This is a genomic window from Rhodococcus sp. 14-2483-1-2, assembly GCF_002259405.1.
Taxonomy (GTDB): Bacteria; Actinomycetota; Actinomycetes; order Mycobacteriales; family Mycobacteriaceae; genus Rhodococcoides.
The window spans coordinates 354,466-377,039 of the sequence record NZ_NPFW01000022.1; the positions used below are offsets into that span (position 1 = coordinate 354,466).

The 22,574-nt window shown below is 66.5% G+C and carries 23 protein-coding genes; 1 reads left to right on the top strand and 22 read right to left on the bottom strand.

Annotated features, from left to right (window positions below; all coding sequences use genetic code 11):
• Positions 1-60: 60 nt before the first annotated feature.
• The 15 genes from metK to CH295_RS22695 all read right to left on the bottom strand — a co-directional run bounded on the left by metK (position 61) and on the right by CH295_RS22695 (position 15,410).
• A complete protein-coding gene (gene metK, locus CH295_RS22625; RefSeq protein WP_094741973.1) occupies positions 61-1,275 on the bottom strand; it encodes a methionine adenosyltransferase in 1,215 nt (404 codons plus the stop codon).
• A 182-nt stretch (positions 1,276-1,457) separates the two neighbouring features.
• The gene (gene coaBC, locus CH295_RS22630) at positions 1,458-2,735 is read right to left on the bottom strand and encodes a bifunctional phosphopantothenoylcysteine decarboxylase/phosphopantothenate--cysteine ligase CoaBC (RefSeq protein WP_052047494.1); all 1,278 of its coding nucleotides are present in this window, start codon (positions 2,733-2,735) and stop codon (positions 1,458-1,460) included.
• Positions 2,732-3,037: a DNA-directed RNA polymerase subunit omega gene (gene rpoZ / locus CH295_RS22635; RefSeq protein ID WP_032377808.1), complete on the bottom strand. Its 306-nt coding sequence runs from the start codon at positions 3,035-3,037 to the stop codon at positions 2,732-2,734. Before rpoZ ends, coaBC begins: the two co-directional genes overlap by 4 nt.
• Positions 3,038-3,109: 72 nt before the next feature.
• Positions 3,110-3,721 carry a guanylate kinase gene (gene gmk, locus CH295_RS22640; protein WP_094634362.1) on the bottom strand — a complete coding sequence of 204 codons (612 nt, stop codon included), beginning with the start codon at positions 3,719-3,721 and terminating at the stop codon, positions 3,110-3,112.
• A gap of 5 nt (positions 3,722-3,726) precedes the next feature.
• Positions 3,727-4,047, bottom strand: coding sequence for an integration host factor, actinobacterial type (gene mihF, locus CH295_RS22645; protein ID WP_027496987.1), 321 nt, complete (start codon positions 4,045-4,047; stop codon positions 3,727-3,729).
• A gap of 209 nt (positions 4,048-4,256) precedes the next feature.
• Complete coding sequence (gene pyrF, locus CH295_RS22650; protein WP_037189393.1) at positions 4,257-5,087, bottom strand: orotidine-5'-phosphate decarboxylase; 831 nt, start codon at positions 5,085-5,087, stop codon at positions 4,257-4,259.
• Positions 5,084-8,458, bottom strand: coding sequence for a carbamoyl-phosphate synthase large subunit (carB, locus tag CH295_RS22655; RefSeq protein ID WP_094634361.1), 3,375 nt, complete (start codon positions 8,456-8,458; stop codon positions 5,084-5,086). Before carB ends, pyrF begins: the two co-directional genes overlap by 4 nt.
• A complete protein-coding gene (carA, locus tag CH295_RS22660; RefSeq protein WP_094741974.1) occupies positions 8,458-9,588 on the bottom strand; it encodes a glutamine-hydrolyzing carbamoyl-phosphate synthase small subunit in 1,131 nt (376 codons plus the stop codon). Before carA ends, carB begins: the two co-directional genes overlap by 1 nt.
• Positions 9,585-10,091 carry a PH-like domain-containing protein gene (locus CH295_RS22665; protein WP_094634359.1) on the bottom strand — a complete coding sequence of 169 codons (507 nt, stop codon included), beginning with the start codon at positions 10,089-10,091 and terminating at the stop codon, positions 9,585-9,587. Before CH295_RS22665 ends, carA begins: the two co-directional genes overlap by 4 nt.
• A gap of 4 nt (positions 10,092-10,095) precedes the next feature.
• Positions 10,096-11,412: a dihydroorotase gene (locus CH295_RS22670; RefSeq protein ID WP_094741975.1), complete on the bottom strand. Its 1,317-nt coding sequence runs from the start codon at positions 11,410-11,412 to the stop codon at positions 10,096-10,098.
• Positions 11,409-12,389 carry an aspartate carbamoyltransferase catalytic subunit gene (locus tag CH295_RS22675; RefSeq protein ID WP_094741976.1) on the bottom strand — a complete coding sequence of 327 codons (981 nt, stop codon included), beginning with the start codon at positions 12,387-12,389 and terminating at the stop codon, positions 11,409-11,411. The genes CH295_RS22670 and CH295_RS22675 overlap by 4 nt, the downstream gene beginning before the upstream one ends.
• Complete coding sequence (pyrR, locus tag CH295_RS22680; RefSeq protein WP_037189399.1) at positions 12,386-12,973, bottom strand: bifunctional pyr operon transcriptional regulator/uracil phosphoribosyltransferase PyrR; 588 nt, start codon at positions 12,971-12,973, stop codon at positions 12,386-12,388. Before pyrR ends, CH295_RS22675 begins: the two co-directional genes overlap by 4 nt.
• A gap of 139 nt (positions 12,974-13,112) precedes the next feature.
• A complete protein-coding gene (gene nusB / locus CH295_RS22685) occupies positions 13,113-13,667 on the bottom strand; it encodes a transcription antitermination factor NusB (RefSeq protein ID WP_037189400.1) in 555 nt (184 codons plus the stop codon).
• A 1-nt stretch (position 13,668) separates the two neighbouring features.
• Positions 13,669-14,232, bottom strand: coding sequence for an elongation factor P (gene efp, locus CH295_RS22690; RefSeq protein WP_027496978.1), 564 nt, complete (start codon positions 14,230-14,232; stop codon positions 13,669-13,671).
• Between the two features lie 74 nt (positions 14,233-14,306).
• Positions 14,307-15,410, bottom strand: a complete 1,104-nt coding sequence (locus CH295_RS22695) for a M24 family metallopeptidase (RefSeq protein WP_094741977.1) — start codon at positions 15,408-15,410, stop codon at positions 14,307-14,309.
• A 106-nt stretch (positions 15,411-15,516) separates the two neighbouring features.
• Here CH295_RS22695 and CH295_RS22700 point away from each other — a divergent pair, with 106 nt between their 5' ends.
• Entirely contained in the window at positions 15,517-16,176 is a 660-nt protein-coding gene (locus CH295_RS22700) for a B-4DMT family transporter (protein ID WP_094741978.1), read from the top strand.
• 90 nt (positions 16,177-16,266) lie between these two features.
• Here CH295_RS22700 and aroB read toward each other — a convergent pair whose 3' ends face one another.
• From aroB to ruvX, 7 genes are all read right to left on the bottom strand, one after another.
• Complete coding sequence (gene aroB / locus CH295_RS22705; RefSeq protein ID WP_094741979.1) at positions 16,267-17,379, bottom strand: 3-dehydroquinate synthase; 1,113 nt, start codon at positions 17,377-17,379, stop codon at positions 16,267-16,269.
• A 14-nt stretch (positions 17,380-17,393) separates the two neighbouring features.
• Entirely contained in the window at positions 17,394-17,945 is a 552-nt protein-coding gene (locus CH295_RS22710; RefSeq protein ID WP_094741980.1) for a shikimate kinase, read from the bottom strand.
• Complete coding sequence (gene aroC, locus CH295_RS22715) at positions 17,942-19,129, bottom strand: chorismate synthase (protein ID WP_094634352.1); 1,188 nt, start codon at positions 19,127-19,129, stop codon at positions 17,942-17,944. The genes CH295_RS22710 and aroC overlap by 4 nt, the downstream gene beginning before the upstream one ends.
• Positions 19,130-19,141: 12 nt before the next feature.
• Complete coding sequence (locus CH295_RS22720) at positions 19,142-19,714, bottom strand: prepilin peptidase (protein ID WP_252342146.1); 573 nt, start codon at positions 19,712-19,714, stop codon at positions 19,142-19,144.
• 103 nt (positions 19,715-19,817) lie between these two features.
• A complete protein-coding gene (locus CH295_RS22725) occupies positions 19,818-20,630 on the bottom strand; it encodes a shikimate dehydrogenase (RefSeq protein WP_094741981.1) in 813 nt (270 codons plus the stop codon).
• Between the two features lies 1 nt (position 20,631).
• A complete protein-coding gene (locus CH295_RS22730) occupies positions 20,632-22,044 on the bottom strand; it encodes an endolytic transglycosylase MltG (RefSeq protein WP_094634350.1) in 1,413 nt (470 codons plus the stop codon).
• Positions 22,041-22,571, bottom strand: a complete 531-nt coding sequence (gene ruvX / locus CH295_RS22735; RefSeq protein WP_094634349.1) for a Holliday junction resolvase RuvX — start codon at positions 22,569-22,571, stop codon at positions 22,041-22,043. Before ruvX ends, CH295_RS22730 begins: the two co-directional genes overlap by 4 nt.
• Positions 22,572-22,574: the final 3 nt, after the last annotated feature.

Consider the following 22,574-nt stretch of genomic DNA (forward strand, 5'->3'; position numbering starts at 1 on the left):
TCGATGTCGGAGCACCGAGCCGGTGCGAGCAGGGTACGTGCAGAACGGTCGAAGCCGAACTCAGAGTCCGGCGGCCTCGCGAAGCTTGCCGGCGCGATCGGTGGACTCCCACGGCAGATCGATGTCGGTGCGGCCGAAGTGACCGTAGGCCGCAGTGGGCGCGTAGATCGGTCGGAGCAGATCAAGATCACGAATGATGGCACCGGGACGTAGATCGAACACCTCGCTGATCGCCGCCTGGATACGCGCGGGATCGGTCTTCTCGGTGCCGAACGTCTCGACGAACAACCCGACCGGTGCAGCCTTGCCGATGGCGTACGCCACCTGGACCTCGATGCGATCCGCCAGCCCGGCGGCCACAGCGTTCTTCGCAACCCAGCGCATCGCGTAGGCAGCACTGCGGTCGACCTTGGACGGGTCCTTGCCGGAGAACGCGCCACCGCCGTGCCGTGCCATGCCGCCGTAGGTGTCGACGATGATCTTGCGACCGGTCAGCCCGGCGTCACCCATCGGCCCACCGAGCACGAACTTTCCGGTGGGATTGACCAACAGACGCACATTCGACGTGTCCAGCGTCGGCACGTCCAACTCGGCGAGCACCGACCCGAGCACCCTCTCCCGAATATCGGGAGTGAGCAGGTTGTCGAGATCGATGTCGGCCGCGTGCTGAGTCGAGATCACCACGGTGTCGAGGCGAACGGCGTTGTCACCGTCGTATTCGATCGTCACCTGCGTCTTGCCGTCGGGACGCAGGTACGGCAGCACCCCACTCTTGCGGACCTCGGTCAGCCGCCGAGAAAGCCGGTGCGCCAACGCGATCGGCAACGGCATCAGCTCGGGAGTGTCGGTGTTGGCGTAGCCGAACATCAACCCCTGATCCCCCGCGCCCTGACGGTCGATCTCGTCGTCGGACAGTCCTTCGACTCGGGCCTCGTGCGAATGATCTACGCCCTGAGCGATCTCGGGAGACTGCGCGCCGATCGCAACGTTGACACCGCAGGAATTTCCGTCGAACCCCTTGGCCGACGAGTCGTACCCGATCTCGAGCACCTTCTCGCGCACGATCTTGGGGATGTCGGCATACGCGGTGGTGTTGACCTCACCCGCGACATGCACCTGACCGGTGGTGACCAGAGTCTCCACGGCCACCCGGGCACGCGGATCCTCCGTCAACAGTGCATCGAGAATCGAATCGCTGATGGCGTCACAGATCTTGTCGGGATGACCCTCTGTGACGGACTCGCTGGTGAAAAGCCGACTACCGGACTTGATCACGGACTTCCTCTCGACGCATGTTCCTGCCCGACCCGACGCCTCGCGCCGGTCGGGCACTCCACGAAAATTTGACGTTCCCTCGGTGTTATCGCCCCTGCCGGAGCCAGGCAAACCTCTACGGCACTACACGTGGTGCTCAGCACGGTAGCCGGTGCGACATCGCTCGTGCACCCTCGGCATCATCACGGATTCGAACTCGGTCGAGGACTCCGCGCGCCGAGCATCTGCGCTACCGAATCCAGTACGCGGCTCGCGAGCAAGGCTTTGGAGCCCTCGCCGAGTGCAGCCTCGGAACCGTCGGACCCGAGCAACCAGCCGTCGTTGTGGTCCACCTCGAATGCCTTGCCGTCACCGACCGCGTTGACCACGAGCAGGTCACAGCCCTTGCGTTCGAGCTTGGCCCGCGCATAGGTCAGCACGTCTCCGTCCGCGTCTCCGGTCTCGGCGGCGAATCCGACGATGACCGTCGACGATTCGAGTTCTCCGTCGCGGCGAGCGGAAACGAGGCCGGCGAGTATGTCGTCGTTGCGAACCAGCGGGATCGACGACGGCTCGTTGGAACCCTTCTTGATCTTGCTTCCTGCGATGGACTCCGGGCGGAAGTCGGCGACCGCGGCCGCCATCACCACTGCGTCGACACCGACGGCAAGTTTGCGAACGGCGTCCTGCATGTCCGACGCCGTCTTGACGTGCACCACGTCCACCGCGGCCGGCGCGTCGAGGTCGCTGGTGTACCCGGCGACCAGCGTCACCTGGGCTCCGCGTTGCGCGGCCACTCGCGCCAGGGCGTATCCCTGCTTTCCGGAGCTTCGATTGCCCAGAAAGCGGACCGGGTCGAGAGGCTCGCGAGTGCCGCCGGCAGACACCAGAACATGGCGTCCTTCGAGGTCCCGGGGAAGAGCATCCGCTCGCTCGGTCACCAGCATCGAGAGCGCGAAGATCTCGTCCGGCTCCGGCAGCCGACCCGACCCGGTGTCTCGCCCGGTCAGACGACCCGATGCAGGTTCGATCACGTGCGTACCGCGCGAGCGAAGGGTCGCGACGTTCGCGACCGTGGCGGGGTGCTCCCACATCTCCGTGTGCATCGCGGGAGCAAGCACCACCGGACACCGCGCGGTGAGCAGGGTGGCCGTCAGAAGGTCATCGGCACGTCCCCCGGCGATGCGGGCCATGAGGTCCGCAGTGGCGGGGGCGACGACGACGAGGTCCGCCTCCTGACCCAGGCGCACGTGCGGGACTTCCGGCACGTCCGCGAAGACCCCGGTCTGCACCGGTTGCCCGGACAGCGCCTCGAACGTCGCGCGCCCGACGAACTCCAGAGCGGACGCGGTCGGAATCACCCGTACCTGATGCCCGCTCTCGGTGAAACTGCGGATGAGCGAACAACTCTTGTAGGCGGCGATACCTCCGCCGACTCCGACGACAACGTGCAAGTCAGATGTCCTCTGTGAGGTTCTTATTCGCCTTCGGTGTGCTCGAGGAGGTCCGCGTGGATCTCGCGGAGAGCGATCGACAGCGGCTTCTCCTGCAGACCCGGCTCGACCAGCGGTCCCACGTACTCGAGGATGCCGTCACCGAGCTGGTTGTAGTAGTCGTTGATCTGACGCGCACGCTTGGCTGCGTAGATCACGAGGGCGTACTTGGACGAGGTGCGGGCGAGCAGCTCGTCGATGGGCGGATTGGTGATGCCGAGCGGCGTGTCGTAGGCCGGCAGAGCGCTGCGTCCGTCGAAGTCGGAAACGGCCGCTGAAATGCTGCTCACTGATGATCTCCTGAAATTGCATCGTTGGTGCTACGAACTAGCTGGTCGGGGCCTCGTGCGCCGTGAAACTGGTCAGCTGTTGCCGACCGACGACCTACCGACCAACAAGGATACCAACTGTTCGCACGAATGGTCGACATCGGTATTGACAACCACCGTGTCGAACTCGTTCTGTGCGGCCAATTCCACCCGTGCGGTCTCGAGCCTCCGCTCGGTGGCCGCACTCTCCTCGGTCGCGCGTCCGACCAAGCGAGAGACCAGATCGTCCCACGTCGGTGGTGCCATGAACACCAGCAGAGCCTCGGGCTTGGACACCCGCACGGCACGGGCACCGGCAAGATCGAGCTCGAGCAACACCGGGCTGCCCGCCTCGAGCGCGGCCTCCACGGGTGCAGCCGGAGTCCCCGACCGCTGCAGGCCACCGTGAATGCTCGCCCACTCGAGCAGCTCGTCGTCGGCGATCATCCGATCGAACTCGCCGGCCGACACGAAGTGGTAATCCTGACCGTCCACCTCGCCCGGCCGCGGCGATCGCGTCGTGACCGACACGCTGAAGACCAGCTCGGGCAGCGCCGCGCGAACGAGCCGAACGACACTGGACTTGCCGACGCCGGAGGGTCCGGACAGCACCACCAACCGGCCGCGCTTCGTCTCCGGGGCCGAGGTCGCCGCAGCGTCACTCACCGCCGTCAGGCCTCGAAATCGAACTTCGTCAACAGCGCCTTGCGCTGCCGATCGCCGAGACCGCGCAGTCGTCGGGTGGGCGCGATCTCCAATTCCGTCATCAACTCCGCGGCCTTGACCTTGCCCACCTTCGGCAGGGCCTCGAGCAACGCGGAGACCTTCATCTTTCCGAGAATCTCGTCCGTCTCGGCATCTTTGAGCACCTGTTTGAGATCGGTGCCGCCGCGCTTGAGGCGCTCCTTGAGCTCGGCGCGCGCTTTCCGTGCGATCGCTGCCTTCTCGAGGGCAGCGGCACGCTGCTCGGGGGTCAACTGGGGAAGGGCCACTGTCGGTTCCTCCGTCTTCTCGTTCTGGGCGGTACGACGCACACGATCGTTGTCGGCACGTCGACCATCGGTGTTCCACTGCCACGGACCACGGTCATCGGCGCTCCGCACCGGAGATCCGCACTGTTCGTCGGCAGCGCTAGCGACCGTACCGACGACTCGCGTTCACCGCTAACTCACCCCCGCGTGCCGGAGCGCAGCAGCGTCGACTATGCGAGACCGGCTTCGATCTCGTCGCGCAACCGCATCGCCGCGTCGCGCAATGCCGTCACCGACGGTCCTGCGGCCAGGACACCCCGAGAGGAGTTGGGCAGCAACAGCTCACGCGAATCACGGAAGATCTCCGCGAGATCGGCCACCGTCGCTCCCTGCGCTCCCAGACCCGGCGCGAGTATGGGTCCGGTGTAGTTCGACAGGTCGAGACCGTGATCACGAGTGGCACCCACGACCAGGCCAAGCGTGTCGGCATCGATGCGATTACGCGTCGCCGCCGCGTCGACGATCGACTGAGCCACCGACCCGCCGTTCGACGTCGCCGCCTGCTGCAGAGCAGCGCCTTCCGCATTGGAGGTTCGAGCCAGCACGAACAGACCTCGCTGGTGTCGCACTGCACGATCGACCGTCTCCCCCAGTGAATCCACACCCAGGTACGGCGACACCGTGACAGCATCCGAGGACAACGGAGAGTCGGGCTCGAGCCAGGCCTGTGCGTACGCATCCATCGTCGTGCCGATATCGCCGCGCTTGGCATCTGCGATCACCAGGGTGCCCGCGTCGCGCAACACACTGACGGTGCGCTCGAGGACCGCATACCCCGCGGATCCGTATGCCTCGAAGAACGCCACCTGAGGCTTGACGATCGCCACCTCACCGACGAACGCCTCGACGCAGAGCTCGGCGAACACCTCGAGACCGTCCGCCGAGCGTGGCAACTCCCACGCCTCGAGCAGCGCCGGATGCGGATCGATTCCGACACACAGTCGACCGCGCGCCGCGACCGCGGCGCGCAACCGATCCGACCAACTGCGATGATGGCTCACTCCACTCCCCCATTCCCGGGTCGTTCCGCAGGCTCCACTCCCAGCCCCTGCTTCAATCCCGCATGCAGATCCTGCAACGAGCGGACGCCGATTCCGCCGGCGATTCCGGCTTCGATGCCCTGCACCGCCGCGGACGCGCCCTGCACCGTGGTGATGCACGGAATGTTCTGCGCCACTGCGGCGCTCCGGATCTCGTACCCGTCGACGCGGGGGCCGGAGTTGCCGTACGGGGTGTTGATCACCATGGCGATGTCCCCGGCGAGTATCCGGTCGACGATGGTCCGTTCCCCCTCCGGCACATCCTCACCGGACTGCTTGTAGACCTGCTCACATTTGATTCCGTTGCGCCGCAACACATCGGCGGTACCTTCGGTTGCCAGGATCGTGAAGCCCAGATCCGCGAGTCGCTTCACCGGGAAGATCAGTGATCGCTTGTCCTTGTTGGCCACCGATACGAACACCGCGCCGCCCGCGGGCAACGAGCCGTACGCGGCGGTCTGGCTCTTGGCGAATGCGGTACCGAAATCGAAGTCGATTCCCATCACCTCGCCGGTGGACTTCATCTCGGGGCTGAGCAGGGTGTCCACTCCGGTTCCGTCCGCACGACGGAACCGGTTGAACGGCAACACCGCTTCCTTGACTGCGATCGGGGCACCGGCCGGGACGGTGCCACCGTCCCCGGTCTCGGGCAGGATGCCTGCGGTCCGCAGCTCGGCGATGGTCTCCCCGAGCATCACTCGGGCGCATGCCTTCGCCAGCTGCACGGCAGTCGCCTTGGAGACGAACGGAACGGTGCGGCTCGCACGCGGGTTGGCCTCGAGGACGTACAGGATGTCGTCCTTGAGCGCGTACTGAACGTTGAGCAGGCCGCGCACGCCGATGCCCTTCGCCAGAGCCTCGGTGGACCGTCGGACGTTCTCGATGTCGGTCTTGCCGAGGGTGATCGGAGGCAACGCGCACGCCGAGTCGCCGGAGTGGATACCGGCCTCCTCGATGTGTTCCATGATGCCGCCGATGTAGACCTCGGTGCCGTCGCACAGTGCGTCGACGTCGATTTCGACTGCATCTTCGAGGAACCGGTCGACCAGAACCGGACGGTCGTCCGAGATCTCCGTCGCGTTCGAGATGTACGTGGCGAGCGATGCCTCGTCGTACACGATCTCCATGCCGCGTCCGCCGAGAACGTAGGACGGGCGGACCAGTACCGGGTAGCCGATGCCCGACGCGATCTCACGGGCCCCGTCGAACGTGGTCGCCGTGCCGTACTTGGCAGCGGGCAGGCCTGCCGCGTCGAGGACCTTGCCGAACTCGCCGCGGTCCTCGGCGAGATCGATGGCCTCGGGCGATGTTCCCACGATCGGGACGCCCGCGGCCTTCAGCCGCTTCGCCAGGCCGAGCGGGGTCTGCCCGCCCAGCTGGACGATGACCCCGCGCACCGTTCCCGAGGCGGCCTCGGCCCGGTACACCTCGAGAACGTCCTCGAAGGTCAGCGGCTCGAAGTACAGGCGGTCGGCGGTGTCGTAGTCGGTGGAGACGGTCTCGGGGTTGCAGTTGACCATGACCGTCTCGTAGCCGGCCTCGGACAGCGTCAGCGCTGCGTGCACACAGCTGTAGTCGAATTCGATGCCCTGACCGATGCGGTTGGGACCCGATCCGAGGATCAGGACCTTGGGCCGGTCCGGCTGCGGAGCCACCTCGGTCTCGGCGTCGGGGTCGAGCTCGTAGGTGCCGTAGTGGTACGGCGTCTTGGCCTCGAACTCGGCGGCGCAGGTGTCGACCGTCTTGTAGACCGGGTGCACGCCGAGCTCGTCGCGCAGCGCACGCACTCCGTCCTCGCCGTCGAGTTCGGGGCGCAGAGCGGCGATCTGGCGGTCGGACAGCCCGTGGTACTTCGCCTGCCGCAGCAGCGCCTCGTCGAATTCGGCCGCCTCGCGAACCTGGACGCCGAGTTCGTGAATCTGCTGGAACTGGTCGAGGAACCACGGGTCGATCTTGGTCGCCTCGAAGAGCTGCTCGAGGGTGGCGCCCATCGCGAACGCCTTCTCGATTCCGTACATCCGGCCGTCCTGAGGAACGGACAGGTCCGCCAGCAGAGCGTCGAGGCTCTCCGCCTCGACGTCGGGGCCGGTCCAGTACCCCGCGCGCTTGGTTTCGAGCGAGCGCATCACCTTGCCGAATGCCTCGGTGAAGTTGCGGCCGATCGACATCGCCTCACCGACGGACTTCATCGTCGTGGTCAGCGTGCCGTCGGCACCGGGGAACTTCTCGAACGCGAATCTGGGTGCCTTGACGACCACGTAGTCCAAGGTCGGCTCGAAGCACGCCGGGGTCTCGCGGGTGATGTCGTTGACGATCTCGTCGAGGGTGTAGCCGATGGCCAGCTTGGCGGCCATCTTCGCGATCGGGTAACCGGTGGCCTTCGACGCCAGCGCCGACGAGCGCGACACGCGGGGGTTCATCTCGATGACGACGAGGCGCCCGTCCGCCGGATCCATCGCGAACTGGATGTTGCAGCCGCCGGTGTCGACGCCCACCTCGCGCAGGATGTCGATGGAGAGATCGCGCATCTTCTGGTACTCGCGGTCGGTCAGCGTCATCGCAGGCGCGACGGTCACCGAGTCGCCGGTGTGCACACCGACGGGATCCACGTTCTCGATGGAACACACGATGACCACGTTGTCGCGGCCGTCGCGCATCAGCTCGAGCTCGTATTCCTTCCAGCCGAGGATGGACTCCTCGATGAGGACGTTCGCCGTGGGCGAGGCCGCGAGCCCGCCGCCGGCGATGCGGGTCAGGTCCTCGTCGTTGTAGGCCAGTCCCGATCCGAGACCTCCCATGGTGAAGGACGGACGTACGACGACCGGGAAGCCGAGCTCGGCGACGGTCTCGCGCACTTCGTCCATCGTGTAGCAGACGGCCGACTTGGCGGATTCGCCACCGACCTTGGCGACGATGTCCTTGAACTTCTGTCGATCCTCGCCGCGCTGGATGGCGTCGAAGTCGGCACCGATCAGCTCGACGCCGTGCTTGGTGAGAATGCCCTGATCATGCAGTGCGACAGCGGCATTGAGCGCCGTCTGCCCACCCAGGGTGGCGAGCACAGCTTGGATGGGGTGACCCTGCTCGGCCTCGCGGGCGAAGATCTTCTCGATGAACTCCGCGGTGATCGGCTCGACGTAGGTGGCGTCGGCGAACTCGGGGTCGGTCATGATCGTCGCGGGGTTGGAGTTGACGAGGCTGACGCGGAGTCCTTCCTCGCGCAGCACTCGGCAGGCCTGGGTGCCGGAGTAGTCGAACTCGCAGGCCTGGCCGATGACGATCGGGCCCGATCCGATGACCAGGACGTGGTTCAGGTCTGTGCGGCGTGGCATTACTTCTTCTCCTGAAGGACGCTGGTGAAACGGTCGAAGAGGTAGGCGGCGTCGTGCGGACCCGCCGCGGCCTCGGGGTGGTACTGCACCGAGAAGGCGCTGCCGCCGATCAGTTCGACGCCCTCGACGGTGCCGTCGTTGGCGCAGGTGTGGCTGATCCGGGCGCGGCCGAAGTCGGTGTCGAACTCCTCGCCCGCTTCGCCTTCGAGTGCGAATCCGTGGTTCTGCGCGGTGATCGCGATGCGACCGGTGGTGTGCTCGATGACCGGGATGTTCATGCCGCGGTGGCCGAACTTCATCTTGTAGGTGCCACGGCCCAGTGCCCGCCCGAAGATCTGGTTGCCGAAGCAGATACCGAACAGCGGCAGCTCACGTTCGAGTACCTGCCTGGTCAACGCGACGCTGGTGTCGGCCGTGGCCGGGTCGCCCGGTCCGTTGGACAGGAAGACGCCGTCGGGGTTCAGTTCCAGAACCTGCTCGATGGAGGTGTTCGACGGCACCACGTGCACGCGGATACCGCGCTCGGCGAACATCCGCGGAGTGTTGGTCTTGATACCGAGATCGACTGCGACGACGGTGAATCGAGCGTCACCGGACGGCTCGATGGTGTAGCCCGCTCCGGTGGTCACTTCACCGGCGAGGTCGGCACCGAGCATCGACGGCTGGCCGACCACCTGCTCGAGCATCTCGTCCGAGGTGCCGAGCGCGTCACCCGAGAACACTCCCGCACGCATGGAGCCGCGGGTGCGCAGGTGCCGTACCAGGGCGCGTGTGTCGATTCCGGCAATGCCCACGACGTTCTGGGCCTTGAGCTGATCCTGCAGCGTTCCGGTCGAGCGCCAGCTCGAGGTGCGGCGAGCCGGATCGCGGACGACGTATCCGGCCACCCAGATCTTGTTGGGATCCTGGGCGCTCGCGGCTTCACCGTCCTCTTGGTTCCAGCCGGTGTTGCCGATCTGCGGCGCGGTCGCGACGACGATCTGTCGGTGGTAGCTCGGGTCGGTGAGTGTCTCCTGGTAGCCGGTCATTCCGGTGCAGAACACGGCCTCGCCGAGGGTGCGCCCCTGTGCGCCGAATGTGGTGCCGCGGAATGTCCGGCCGTCCTCCAGAACAAGAACTGCGCTGCTCACGCGGTTTCCTCCTTGGTTTCTCCGGTGGAACTCGCTGTCCACACCGGGTAGATCTGCTTGTCGTCGGCCCTGAAGCCGGTGTCTATCTCGGTCCCCGTCGGCAACTCCCAGCGAATGACCAGGAGCCCGTCCTTGGTCATGACCTTGCCTGCCAACCCGCGTTCGGTGCGGATCGCGCGAATCGATTCGGCCGGAATCCAGATGGGAGATTCGCCGTCTCGGTCGAGCAGAATGCCCTTCTCGTGTCGCGACAGCTCACCGGTGGCGCGGTGGCCGATGTCGCCGACGGCGATGCGGTCCTGCCAGCTCGGCGCGATGGTGCTGCCGACGTACAGGCCTGTGCTGGGCTCGATGTGGGTGGCACCGAGATCCTGGGGCACGGCCGGGAAGTCGCCGATTCGCTCTTCCTGCCGCTTCTGGCGTCCGCGCCAACCCCAGAAGATCAGCGCGATCATCAGCGCCCAGAACAGGATGAATCCGATGACGATGAGAACTCTGTCCACGGCTCTACTCCCCTGCCCTGTTCGCCACGACTCCGCCGCGAACGGTGATTCGTCCGCGCAACACGGTCGTGGTCACCTTCGAGGAGAAGGTCATGTCCTCGAACGGCGTGTTGTGCGCGACGCTGGCCAGCCTCTTGCCCGAGACGGTCCAGCTCGCATTCGGGTCCACCAGCGTGAGATTGGCGATCTCGCCGACTTCGATGGGCCGCCCCTGATCGGCCAATCCGACGATCCGAGCGGGACGCTCGCTCATCACCCGCGCCACGCCGCGCCAATCGAGCAGTCCCGGGGTCACCATCGTGTCGACGACGATGGACAGTGCGGTTTCGAGCCCGAGCATCCCTGGCCGGGCGATCGAGAACTCACAGCACTTGTCCTGTTCGGCATGCGGAGCGTGATCGGTTGCCACACAATCGATCACACCGTCGGCCAAGCCCTTGCGCAGGGCCTCGACATCGGACTTCTCACGCAGCGGCGGGTTCACCTTGTTGATCGCGTCGTACGTCTCGAGCCGCGAATCGTCCAGCAGCAGGTGGTGCGGAGTGACCTCGGCGGTGATCGAAATGCCCTGTCCGCGTGCCCACTTCATCAACTCGACGGTTCCCGCGGTGGACGCATGGCAGATGTGCACTCGCGCACCGGCGTCCCGGGTCAGCAGCGCGTCCCGTGCGACGATCGATTCCTCTGCCGCGCGCGGCCAACCGGCCAGTCCGAGCCGCGCCGCAGTGGGCCCCTCGTGTGCGACGGCACCGACGGTGAGCCTGGGCTCCTCGGCGTGCTGAGCGATGAGCACACCGAGTGAACTCGCGTACTCCAGCGCTCGACGCATGATCAGTGGATCGTCGACGCAGTGACCGTCGTCCGAGAACATCTTCACCCGGCCGATTCCCGCTGCCATCGTGGCCATCTCGGCGAGCTGCTTGCCCTTCAAACCGACGGTGATCGCACCCACCGGGTGGACATCGACGAGGCCGACTTCCTGTCCCCGACGCCAGACGTGATCGGTGACCACCACCGAGTCGGCAACCGGATCGGTGTTCGCCATCGCGAACACGGCGGTGTAGCCACCCAGAGCCGCTGCTGCCGAACCGGATTCGATCGTTTCGGTGTCCTCGCGGCCGGGCTCGCGCAGGTGCGTGTGCATGTCGACGAATCCGGGCAGCAGAATCTGGCCGCGGGCTTCGATCACCTCGGCATCGTCGGCGTCGAGGTCCGAACCGATTCCGACGATTTCTTCGCCGGTGATCATCACGTCGGTTTCGGGTCCCTCGCCGTACAGAAGGACGCCGCGGAGCAGAACGGAGGTCGCAGGCGCGTTCACGATGCACCCCCGTCCGAACCGACCAGCAATCGGAACAGCACCGCCATCCGCACGTGAACTCCATTCGTAACCTGTTGCAGAACTGCAGTTTTCGGAGAATCGGCCACCGAGGACGCGATCTCCATACCGCGAAGCATCGGACCCGGGTGCAGTACGACGGCATGCTCGGGCAGCAGGTCGAGCCGGCGCTGCGAGAGCCCGTACGTGATCGAGTACTCACGAGCGGAGGGGAAGAACCCGCCGTTCATTCGCTCGGCCTGCACTCTGAGCATCAACACCGCGTCCAGACCGGGCAGTTCGGCGTCGATGTCGTGCGAGACCCGCACCGGCCAGCCGGTCACTCCGACGGGAAGCAGGGTCGGTGGTGCGATCAGCACCACCTCGGCACCGAGCTTGGCCAGCAGGATCGCGTTCGAGCGCGCCACCCGGCTGTGCAGAATGTCGCCGACGATCGCGACTCGTCGGCCGGCGATGTCTCCGAGTCGTTGGCGAACCGTCAGGGCGTCGAGCAGCGCCTGGGTGGGATGTTCGTGGGTACCGTCACCGGCATTGATCACCGCGGGGCCGCCACCAGGAGTGGAGCCTGTGGAACGACCGTCGAGGCCGGCTCCTTGATCGGCGGTCCACTGGGCGATCTGGTGAGCGGCACCGGACGCCGGGTGCCTGACGATGAGCGCATCCGCACCGGCGGCGCGCAGCGTCATCGCGGTGTCGCGCAGGGACTCCCCCTTCGACACCGACGAGCTGCTGGCGCTGACGTTGATGACGTCGGCGCTCATCCACTTGCCTGCCACCTCGAACGAGACGCGGGTACGCGTCGAGTTCTCGAAGAACACCGTCATGATGGTGCGTCCGCGCAGTGTCGGGAGTTTCTTGACTTCGCGGCCGAGAAGCGCCTGCTCGAATCGTTCGGCTTCGTCGAGAAGCTCCGTGGCCGATTCGGCCGTCAGGTCGGCGACCGAGAGCAAATGCTTCATCGAGCGGATCCTCCCTCGGACAGGCTGACCCCGTCGCGGCCGTCGTGTTCGGAGAGCAGCACCGAGACGTCCTCGGTACGGGCTGTGGGGACGTTCTTGCCGACGTAGTCCGCACGAAGCGGGAGCTCGCGGTGGCCGCGGTCGATCAGGACTGCGAGCTGCACGGCCCGGGGGCGGCCGAGGTCACGAAGAGCGTCGAGCGCGGATCGGACGGTTCGTCCGGAGAACAACACGTCGTCGACCAGTACGACGAGTGCGTCGTCGACACCGCCTGCGGGCACCGACGTGCGTTCGAGCGGACGGTGCGGCTTGTTCCGCAGATCGTCGCGGTAGAGGGTGATGTCGAGGGACCCGAGCGGAGGACGCACACCGGAGAATGCCTCGATACGTTCGACGAGTCGTTCCGCCAACGTGGTTCCGCGAGTGGGAATGCCGAGTAACACCACGCGCGGCGAGTCCGCGGCATCGAGGGCCGTCTTCTCGATGATCTGATGGGCCATGCGGGAGATGGTGCGTCCTACATCGGCCGAGGACAGCAATTCGCGAACGGCGGGGTTCGCGGGCGAGCTTTCGGGCGCAGGCAAACTACGACCTCCTTCTCCGCCTCTCTGGACGGATCGTTAAAGGATGTCTGACAAGAACTGCGTAGAGCCTAGCAACGCTCTGCGAACCATGACCAGCAGGCTCGCAGAGCGTTCGGTCACATGAATGTCGGAGGTCCGATCACTGCTCGGCGTCGACCGACGCTGCACCGGACGCGTCGGACTGCGTACGGCTGGAGACCGCCGCGGCCGCGGCACGTACCTGCGGCGCGACCAGGACGATCTGACCCAGCACGCCGTTGACGAAGCCGGGCGAGTCGTCGGTGGACAGCTGTTTGGCCAGCTCGACGGCCTCGTCGACAGCGACGACCGGTGGCACATCGGTGGCGTGGAACAACTCCCACACCGCAACGCGGAGGATGGCCCGGTCGACTGCAGGCAGACGGGTGAGCGTCCAGTCCTTGAGGTGATCGGCGATCACGCCGTCGAGTCGATCGAGATTCTCGGCGACGCCCTCGACCAAGGTCGAGGTGTAATCACTGACGGGAGCGATCGTGTCGTCGCCGCGTGCGAGTTCGATGCGCTCGGTGGTCAGGTCGACCGGGTCGACGTTGCGCGCCTCCGCCTCGAACAGAAAGTCCACCGCACGCTTGCGGGCCTTGTGGCGCGCACCGAGCTTCTTCGCACCGGGAGCACCGTTCTGCGAGGCGGAGGATGTCGACTTCTTCGATGACACGTTAGGAGTTCACACGCCCGAGGTAGTTTCCGTCACGCGAATCGACCTTGAGCTTGTCGCCGGTGTTGATGAACAGCGGCACCGAGATCTCGGCTCCGGTCTCGAGGGTCGCAGGCTTGGTGCCGCCGGTGGAGCGATCGCCTTGCAGGCCGGGATCGGTGTGCTTGACCTCGAGCTCGACGGTGACGGGAAGCTCGACGTACAGCGGGACACCCTCGTGCATGGCGACCTGAACGCGCAGGTTCTCGAGCAGGAAGCGCGCGCCGTCACCGACGGTGGCCTCACCGATCGAGAGCTGGTCGTAGGTGTCGGCGTCCATGAACACGTAGTCGCTACCGTCGTGGTAGAGGTACGTCATATCGCGGCGGTCGACCGTTGCGGTCTCGACCTTCACACCGGCGTTGAACGTCTTGTCGACGACCTTGCCCGAGAGCACGTTCTTGAGCTTGGTCCGCACGAATGCGGGCCCCTTGCCGGGCTTGACGTGCTGGAATTCGATGATCGACCACAGCTGGTTCTCCAGGTTGAGAACCAGTCCGTTCTTGAAATCGCTGGTGGAAGCCACTTGCTTCGCGTCTCCTCAATCGTTTGTGCGCGTGACGCGCCGTCGGTCACGTGCGGGATTCGCTCCCGCCCGCGCTAGACGGACGTGAGTTCCTTGCTTGTCAGGGTGAGCAGTTCCGGACCCCCGTCGCGAACGACGAGTGTGTCCTCGATCCGAACGCCGCCGCGACCGGAGAAGTAGACACCCGGCTCGACGGTGACCGCTGCACCGCTCAGCAGTGTACCGGTGCTCGTCTTCGCGATTCCCGGCGCTTCGTGGATTTCCAGGCCGACGCCATGGCCGAGACCGTGCAGGAAGTACTCCCCGTACCCTGCGTCCTCGATCACCGAGCGCGACGCCGCGTCGACCGAAGCGGTGTTCACCCCTGGTGCCAGCGCCTCTCGCCCGGCCGTCTGGGACCGCTGCACCAGCTCGTACAGGTCGCGCTGCCACTGCGCGGGAGTCCCGATGACGAAGGTCCGAGTCATGTCCGAGTGGTAGCCGCCGACGAGTGCGCCGAAGTCGAGCTTGACGAAATCGCCGTCGGCCAACACCGCATCGGTCGGCCGGTGATGCGGAACCGCCGAGTTGGCTCCGGCAGCGACGATGGTCTCGAACGAGATCGCATCGGCACCGTGGTCGAGCATCGACGACTCCAGCTCGCGGGCGACCTCACGCTCGGTCCGGCCTGCACGGATACCGCCTCCACCGATCAATCGAGCCAGAGCGTGGTCAGCGGCGCGGCAGGCGTCTCGGAGCAACCCCACCTCGAACTCGTCCTTGACCATGCGCAACGCCTCCACGACACCCGGTGCACGTACCAACTCCGCAGCGCCGTCGAGCTCGGACCACGCGCGATGAGCGTCGACGGTCACCACGTGGCTCTCGAAACCCACTCGACCGCCGCGGCCGGACGACCCCGAACGGAGCAGGTGCACCGCGGACGCCCGGTCGATCTCGGCCCGCAGAGCCGGCACCTGCTCGGCCACCTGAGTGACGTACCGGCCGTCGGTGCAGATGACCGTCCGATCCTCGTCACCGGGCGAATCGGCCACCGAGACCAGCAATGCCGCGTTCGACCCGGTGAAGCCCGTCAGATATCGGACGTTGAGAAGATCGGTGATCAACATCGAATCGAGTCCGTCGGCGGCCAACAGTTCTCGTAGGGCACCACGACGGGCACCGAAATCGGCAGGCATGTCGTCGACATTACCGGTCGTTCCACAGGCCCCATTTCACTCGACCGGGTCATCGAACGTGTGGGCCGCGACACATGAACTTCGACGTGCGGATATGCTGTGCCGCATGACTGGGTGGGCAGTGCGTGGCATAAGTATGGGATTGGTCAACGTCGTGGTTCGACTGCTGCTGGGGGCAGCTGTGTCGATGTGGCCGCTGAGCGGATCGGCACTGCGCTGGGTGGCATACGCCCTCGTGCTGCTCATCATCATCGTGTGGGCCGGCATCGACGGAATCCGCGACCGACGTAAGCATCCCGACCCCGAAGACGGCGAGGACCTGACCATGGTCTGGCTCAAAGCCGCTGCGGTCGGTGGACTGCTCGGCGGTCTCCTGAGCTGGATCGTCGACTTCTTCGTCGACTTCAGCCTGGGCCAGAACGGTCTGGTCTTCGAGCTCACCTCCGGAGCGGCGTTCACGATTCTCACCATCTTCATCGCCGCCAGCGTCGCGGTGTTCGTGGGACGACAGATCGTCAACCGCGAGGCCAAGAAGAAGTTGGCCACATCGGACGCCGAACGCGCGCACGACCGCCAACTGGTCAACGCCGGCCAGGAGAATCGGTCGGGTAGGGCAGCGGCAACGCAGGCCGAGGCGACGAGGACCGACACTCAGTGGGCTCCCGAGCACGGCGAAGCCGACACCGAGGTGTTCTCGGCGGTGGACGCGGACGGCAAGCCGCGGCTGGACAAGCGCGGCAGGCACGGCAGCGCCGACGGTTCCTGAACTCCCCCCATCGACCTACGGGCGGTGATCGACGCTGTACTGCGTCGATCACCGCCCGTTGTCGTCAGGCCCCCAGTCGGGCCGACTGTGTCACAACAGAATGGCCGACCCACCTGTGGCCGGGGCCTCGCGACCGACCGCGGAGAATGCTGCGACGAGCAGTGCCGGATCCGGACCCTCGAGCCGTCCGGGCTTGGCCAGACCGTCCAGAACCACGAATCGCAGCAGCCCGGCCCGGTTCTTCTTGTCCGTCTGCATGCCCTTGAGCAGGTCCGAGAACGCATGCTCGTCGTAGGTGACCGGCAAGCCGACCGATTCGAGAATGGAACGGTGGCGGTCCGCAGTGGCGTCGTCCAGGCGACCGGCCAGGCGTCCCAGCTCGGCCGCGAACACCAGACCCACCGACACCGCGGCACCGTGACGCCAGCGGTACTGCTCGCGCCGCTCGATGGCGTGCGCGAGCGTGTGCCCGTAGTTCAGGATCTCGCGTAGGTTCGACTCACGCAGATCGGCCGCAACGACCTTCGCCTTGACCTCGACCGAGCGCCGGATCAACTCCGGCAGAACGTCACCGGTCGGATCGAGCGCCGCGGCAGGATCGCCCTCGATGATGTCCAGAATCTTCGGATCGGCGATGAACCCGGTCTTGATCACCTCGGCCAGGCCCGAGACGATCTCGTTCTTCGGGACGGTCTCGAGCGTGGCCAGATCGATCAACACGGCGGCGGGTTCGTGGAAGGAACCGACGAGGTTCTTGCCCGCATCGGTGTTGATGCCGGTCTTGCCGCCCACGGCCGCGTCGACCATGGCCAGCAGCGTCGTCGGGACGTGGACGATACGAACTCCGCGCATCCAGGTCGCTGCCACGAATCCGGCCAGGTCCGTTGCCGCTCCGCCGCCCAGACTGACGATGGCGTCGCTGCGGGTGAGACCGATCCGGCCGAGAACTTCCCAGCAGAACCCGGCCACTGCCAGATCCTTGCCGTCCTCAGCATCCGGGATCTCGATGCGGTGAGCGTCGATTCCCTTGTCCGCCAACGCAGCTCGTACTGCCTCGGCGGTCTCCGCCAGCGGAGGCTGGTGGAAGATCGCCACGGTGGCCGTTCCGGCGAGCTCGTCGACGAGGTCCGTCAACAGACCTCGGCCGATGATCACCGGGTACGGGCTGGCAGTTTCGACCTGGACGCGCACTGGCTCTGTCATCGAATCACCTTCATCTACTGGGGGTTTCTCTCGTTCGCATTGCGCCCGGGAACAGGGGCGATCGCCGTCAGCTTCGTCACCAACTGACCCACGACCCGAGCGGGGCTGCGACTGTCGGTGCGCACTCGCACCGTGGCCACCGATCGGTAGAGAGGTCGCCGATGACGCATCAGTTCCTGATACTTCGCACGCGGGTCAGGACCGGCCAGCAACGGCCGAACCGTGTTCGCGCCGGTACGCCGAAGCCCTTCGGCCACACTGATTTCCAGGTACACCACGGTGTGCCCGGACAGCAGGGCGCGAGTCGCGGACGACAGCACAGCACCACCACCGAGGGAGACGATCCCGTCGTGCGAGGCCAGAGCACCGGCGACTATGCGCTCCTCGATCTGCCGAAAGGCCGGTTCGCCGTCGTGCGAGAAGATATCGGCGATCGTACGACCGGTGTCTCGCTCGATGGCCACATCGGTGTCGAACAGGTCCAGGTCGAGAGCCTGGGCCAGCCGTCGACCGATCGTCGACTTCCCTGCTCCCGGCGGTCCGACGAGGACCGCGTACGGGGTCATCGTGGAGGTCGGGCGGCGGTGCCCTTCACGTAGTGGTCGACGTTGCTCGTCGTCTCCGCCAGCGAGTCCCCACCGAACTTCTCCAACGCTGCCTGCGCCACCACGAGGGCGACCATCGTCTCGGCCACGACACCGGCGGCCGGAACAGCGCAGACGTCCGAGCGCTGATGAATGGCCACCGCCTCGTCTCCGGTAGTCATGTCGACCGTTGCCAGCGCGCGCGGGACCGTGGAGATGGGCTTCATCGCCGCCCGCACTCGCAGTGCCTCACCGTTGGTCATGCCGCCCTCGATGCCGCCTGCCCGGTTGGTCGAGCGCAACACTCCGTCCGGGCCGGGCTTGATCTCGTCGTGGGCGACGCTTCCGCGTCGACGCGCGGTCTCGAAGCCGTCCCCGATCTCGACCCCCTTGATGGCCTGGATACCCATCAGGGCTGCTGCCAGCCTGGCATCGAGCTTGCGTTCTCCGGAGACGAACGATCCGAGGCCGACGGGGAGGCCGTGCACGACGACCTCGACGACGCCGCCGAGAGTGTCGCCGTCCTTCTTCGCTGCTTCGATCTCGGCGATCATCGATTCTTCGGCGGCCTTGTCGAAGGCGCGCACCGGAGAGGCGTCGATCGCGTCGAGGTCGGCACCTGCGGGCGGCGGTCCGACGTAGGGGTCGGATGCTCCGATGGAGATCACATGGGACACCACCTCGACTCCGAACGCCTGCTTCAGGAACAGACGGGCGACGGTGCCGATCGCGACCCGGGCGGCGGTTTCACGCGCGCTGGCACGTTCGAGCACCGGCCGAGCGTCGTCGAAGCCGTACTTGAGCATTCCGGAGAAGTCGGCGTGGCCGGGCCGGGGCCGCGTCAACGGGGAGTTGCGGGCGAGATCCGCGAGCACGGCGTCGTCGACGGGGTCGGCCGACATCACCTGCTCCCACTTGGGCCACTCGGTGTTGCCGACCTCGATCGCGACCGGACCACCCATGGTGCGCCCGTGGCGGACACCGCCGGTGAGGGTCACTTTGTCGGCCTCGAACTTCATGCGGGCACCACGGCCGTAGCCGAGGCGACGACGAGCGAGTTGAGAGGCAATGTCGTCCGAGGTCACCTCTACTCCCGCGACCATTCCTTCGAGAATGGCGACGAGAGCGGGTCCGTGGGATTCTCCGGCAGTTATCCAGCGCAGCACTCGAACATCTTTTCACGCCAGGGACGCCGCGGATGCCAGCAGGGTGGCCGCGCACATGGACGGGCCGTGCGGGATGCGGGCTCGCCCGTGCCCGAACGCCGCGGCGATCGTCCCCACCACGGCAGTTGCCACCGGTGCCGACAGCGCGGCGATCGCCCATCCTCCCCCGCCGCCGACGCACGCGATCGATCCGACCGACCAGGCGAGTTTGACGTCGCCCGCGCCGAACGCCGCGGGCGCAAGAAGGTGAACGACCAGGTAGATCGCGAACAGCAGAGCGCCGCCCAGCAGCGCCTTCGCGGAACCGGTGAGCACGAGCGCGACCGTCACGAGAATCGCCCCGGGGACGGTCAGGGCGTTCGGCAACCGGCGTCGCTGCAGGTCGACCGCGCTGAGTGCGGCGAACCACCAGGTCGTCGCGCACAACGGAACCGCGTACTCGGTACCGCCGAACCGCCACCAGACCCATCCGGTGCCGATCGCAGACAGCAGCGGCAGGAGCCGAGGATTCCATCGGATCAGGCACCGGCGCATCGTCAGCCCGACAACGGCACCGACCACGACCGCACCACACACAATCGTCACGATCGAAGGGTTGCACCGAGGCGGCGACCGGTTGCGGCGAAAGCCCAGGTGGGACATTGCCCTGTGCACAACTCGGTGCCTGTGGACTACCGCCGGCTCGAACTCACAACACGGTGAACAGCGCGTCCCGCATGATCGCTCGCGGCGCCGGCCTGCCGGTGAACTGTTCCACCTGCCCGTACGCCTGATTGAGCAGCATCGACAATCCGCTGATGACGGTTCCACCGGCAGCGTCCACGGCAGTTGCCAGGGGCGTCGGCCACGGATCGTAGATGGCGTCGAGGACCAGGGGCGCATGGGCGAGATCCGACGCGATATCCGCCGCTCCGGCCGCGGGGACGGTGCTGACCAGCACAGCGGACTCCGCTGCGACGGTGGCAAGACGTGGGTCGGTCATCTCTGCGAACTCTGCGCGCATCCCTGCGGCGACGGCGCAGTCCAGTGTGTCCCGGGCGCGGTCGGCCGACCGCGCGACGACGGTGACCGCAGTCGCGCCGAGTCCGGCCAGCGCGACGATCGCCGGCCTCGACGTTCCTCCTGCGCCGACCACCGTCACGGTGCGACCGGACAGGTCCTCGACTCCGGCGTCGCGCAGAGCACCCACGATTCCGTCGACGTCCGTGCAGTCGGCGCGCCAACCCGTCGCGGTGCGCACCAGGGTGTTCGCCGAGCCGGCCAGCACTGCCCGGGCGGTCCGCTCGGTCGCGTACGCCAGAGCCGCAACCTTGCCCGGCATGGTGACCGACACGCCGACCCATTCCGGACCGAAACCGTCGAGCAGGCCGGGCAACTGCTCGCCGGTGCAGTCGATGCGCTCGTAGGTCCAGTCGGCGAGGCCGAGCGCGCGGTACGCAGCACAGTGCAGCACCGGCGACTTCGAGTGTTCGACAGGCCTACCCAGAACGGCGGCGCGCACGTCAGCGGCCGCTGTCGAGGAAGCCGCCCTCGACCTTGGTGATGTTCGCCAGGTGTTCCTCGTAGCTGCGGGTGAACAGGGTTTCGCCCGCCTGGTTGATGGTCACGAAGTACAGCCAGTCACCGTCGGCAGGCATCTCGACCGCCTGCACCGCCCCGATACTCGGCGAGGAGATCGGGGTTGCCGGCAGCCCCTCGCTGGCATAGGTGTTCCACGGGGTGACGCGGGCGCGGTCGGCGTCGGTGGTGGCCACCTCGGTCGTATCGAGCGAGTAGTTGACCGTCGAATCGAACTCGAGCTTCTGCGGCACGGCGAGGCGATTGAGGATCACCCGGGCCACCTTGCTGAAGTCCTGCGGCAGCGACTCACGCTCGACGAGCGACGCGGCGACGAGAGTGTCGTACGGAGTCAGCCCGGAGTTGGTGCCCGCGGTGAGGATCCCGGTGTCCTCGTAGCGGGTCGCACTCTCGGACACCAACTGCTTCAGAATGTCGGTCGGAGTCGCGCTGGGGTCGAAGTCCCAGGTTCCCGCGGCGATCAGGCCTTCGAGCTGCCGATCGCGGTCCGGGACTCCCTCGACGCGATCGGTGGCCCAGTCGGGAACGCCCAGAGCAGCCGGGTCGTCCACAGCGCCGGCCACGTTGAGGTCGTCATAGCTCACGCACGTGGGGGTTCCACTACCGGTTCGGTCCACACAGCTGGCCTCGGAGATCAGGGTGTAGATGCCCTTCTTCACGGCACCGGTGTTCACGTCGCGCGCGTCGTGCAGCTGGCGGCCCTCCGAGATCACCATGTTGCCCACTCGGGATGCGGGGTCGACGAGTTGACCCACGGCCTGCGAGGCAGGCACGTTGCTGGTGAGCAGATAGAAGCCGGGTTGAACCGAGGTGATGGCGTTGTTCAGGAGCGCTGCTTCGAGGAACGCCCCCGAGCTGGCCACCACACCCTTGTCCGCTGCCTGGGTACCGATCTGTTGCGCGGTGTCGTTGGGATGAACCTGAATCACCACACCGTCACCCGGCGAGCCTGCGGTGAAGTCGGCGTTCGGCGTCGTGCGATTGCCGAATTTGTTCACCGCGAAATACCCTCCGCCCGCCACTGCCACGATCAGAACGAGCCCGAGCACCAGAGCCACCAGCCGGCCGCGACGCTTGCGGCTGGACGCAGCTCGGTCCTTGCGGGTCGCGGCGCGGCTGCGACCGACCTCCTGTGGCACCGCTGCGCGCTCGGACTCGTGACCGGGCTCCCGGTCTGCGTTGCGAGAGGCCCGAGGGTGCGGCTCCTGACGCTGCGGATGGCCCTGCATGCTGCGGTGGAACTCACTGCCCTCGTCCACGCGATAGCCGATCGGGTCGGTGTGCGCCTCGTCCGAGCGCGCATCTCGCCGGTCCCGATCGGACCCTTCGTAGTTCACTCGTCGACCTCCGTCGATCCTGAATTGTTCGCTGCACGTTCCGATACGGCACGGCGCTCGTCGAGCCAGCCCTGCAGTATCGCCACCGCCGCAGCCTGATCGATCACCGATCGTTGGTTCTTGGCTCGCACTCCACTGTCCCGTAGCGCGCGCGAAGCACTCACGGTAGTCAGTCGCTCGTCGGCCATCCGAATCGGCACATCACCCAACCGCCGGTGCAGGGAACGGCCGAATCTCTCGGCTGCGTCGACCGCACTGCCGCGCTCTCCGCGCAGCGTCCGAGGTAGTCCGATCACGATCTCGACGGCTTCGTATTCGGCGACGATCTCCGCCACACGCACCACGTCCGGCGCCTCGGGACCCTTGATCTTCGATCGCGGCACGGTTTCGACCGGCGTGGCGAGTACACCGTCGGGATCGCTCGAGGCGATGCCGATGCGGACACTACCGACGTCGATGCCGATACGACGGCCGCGGCCGGGATCGTCGACGCCCGGCCGATCGGGGCCGCGCCCCTGAGCTACCACGAT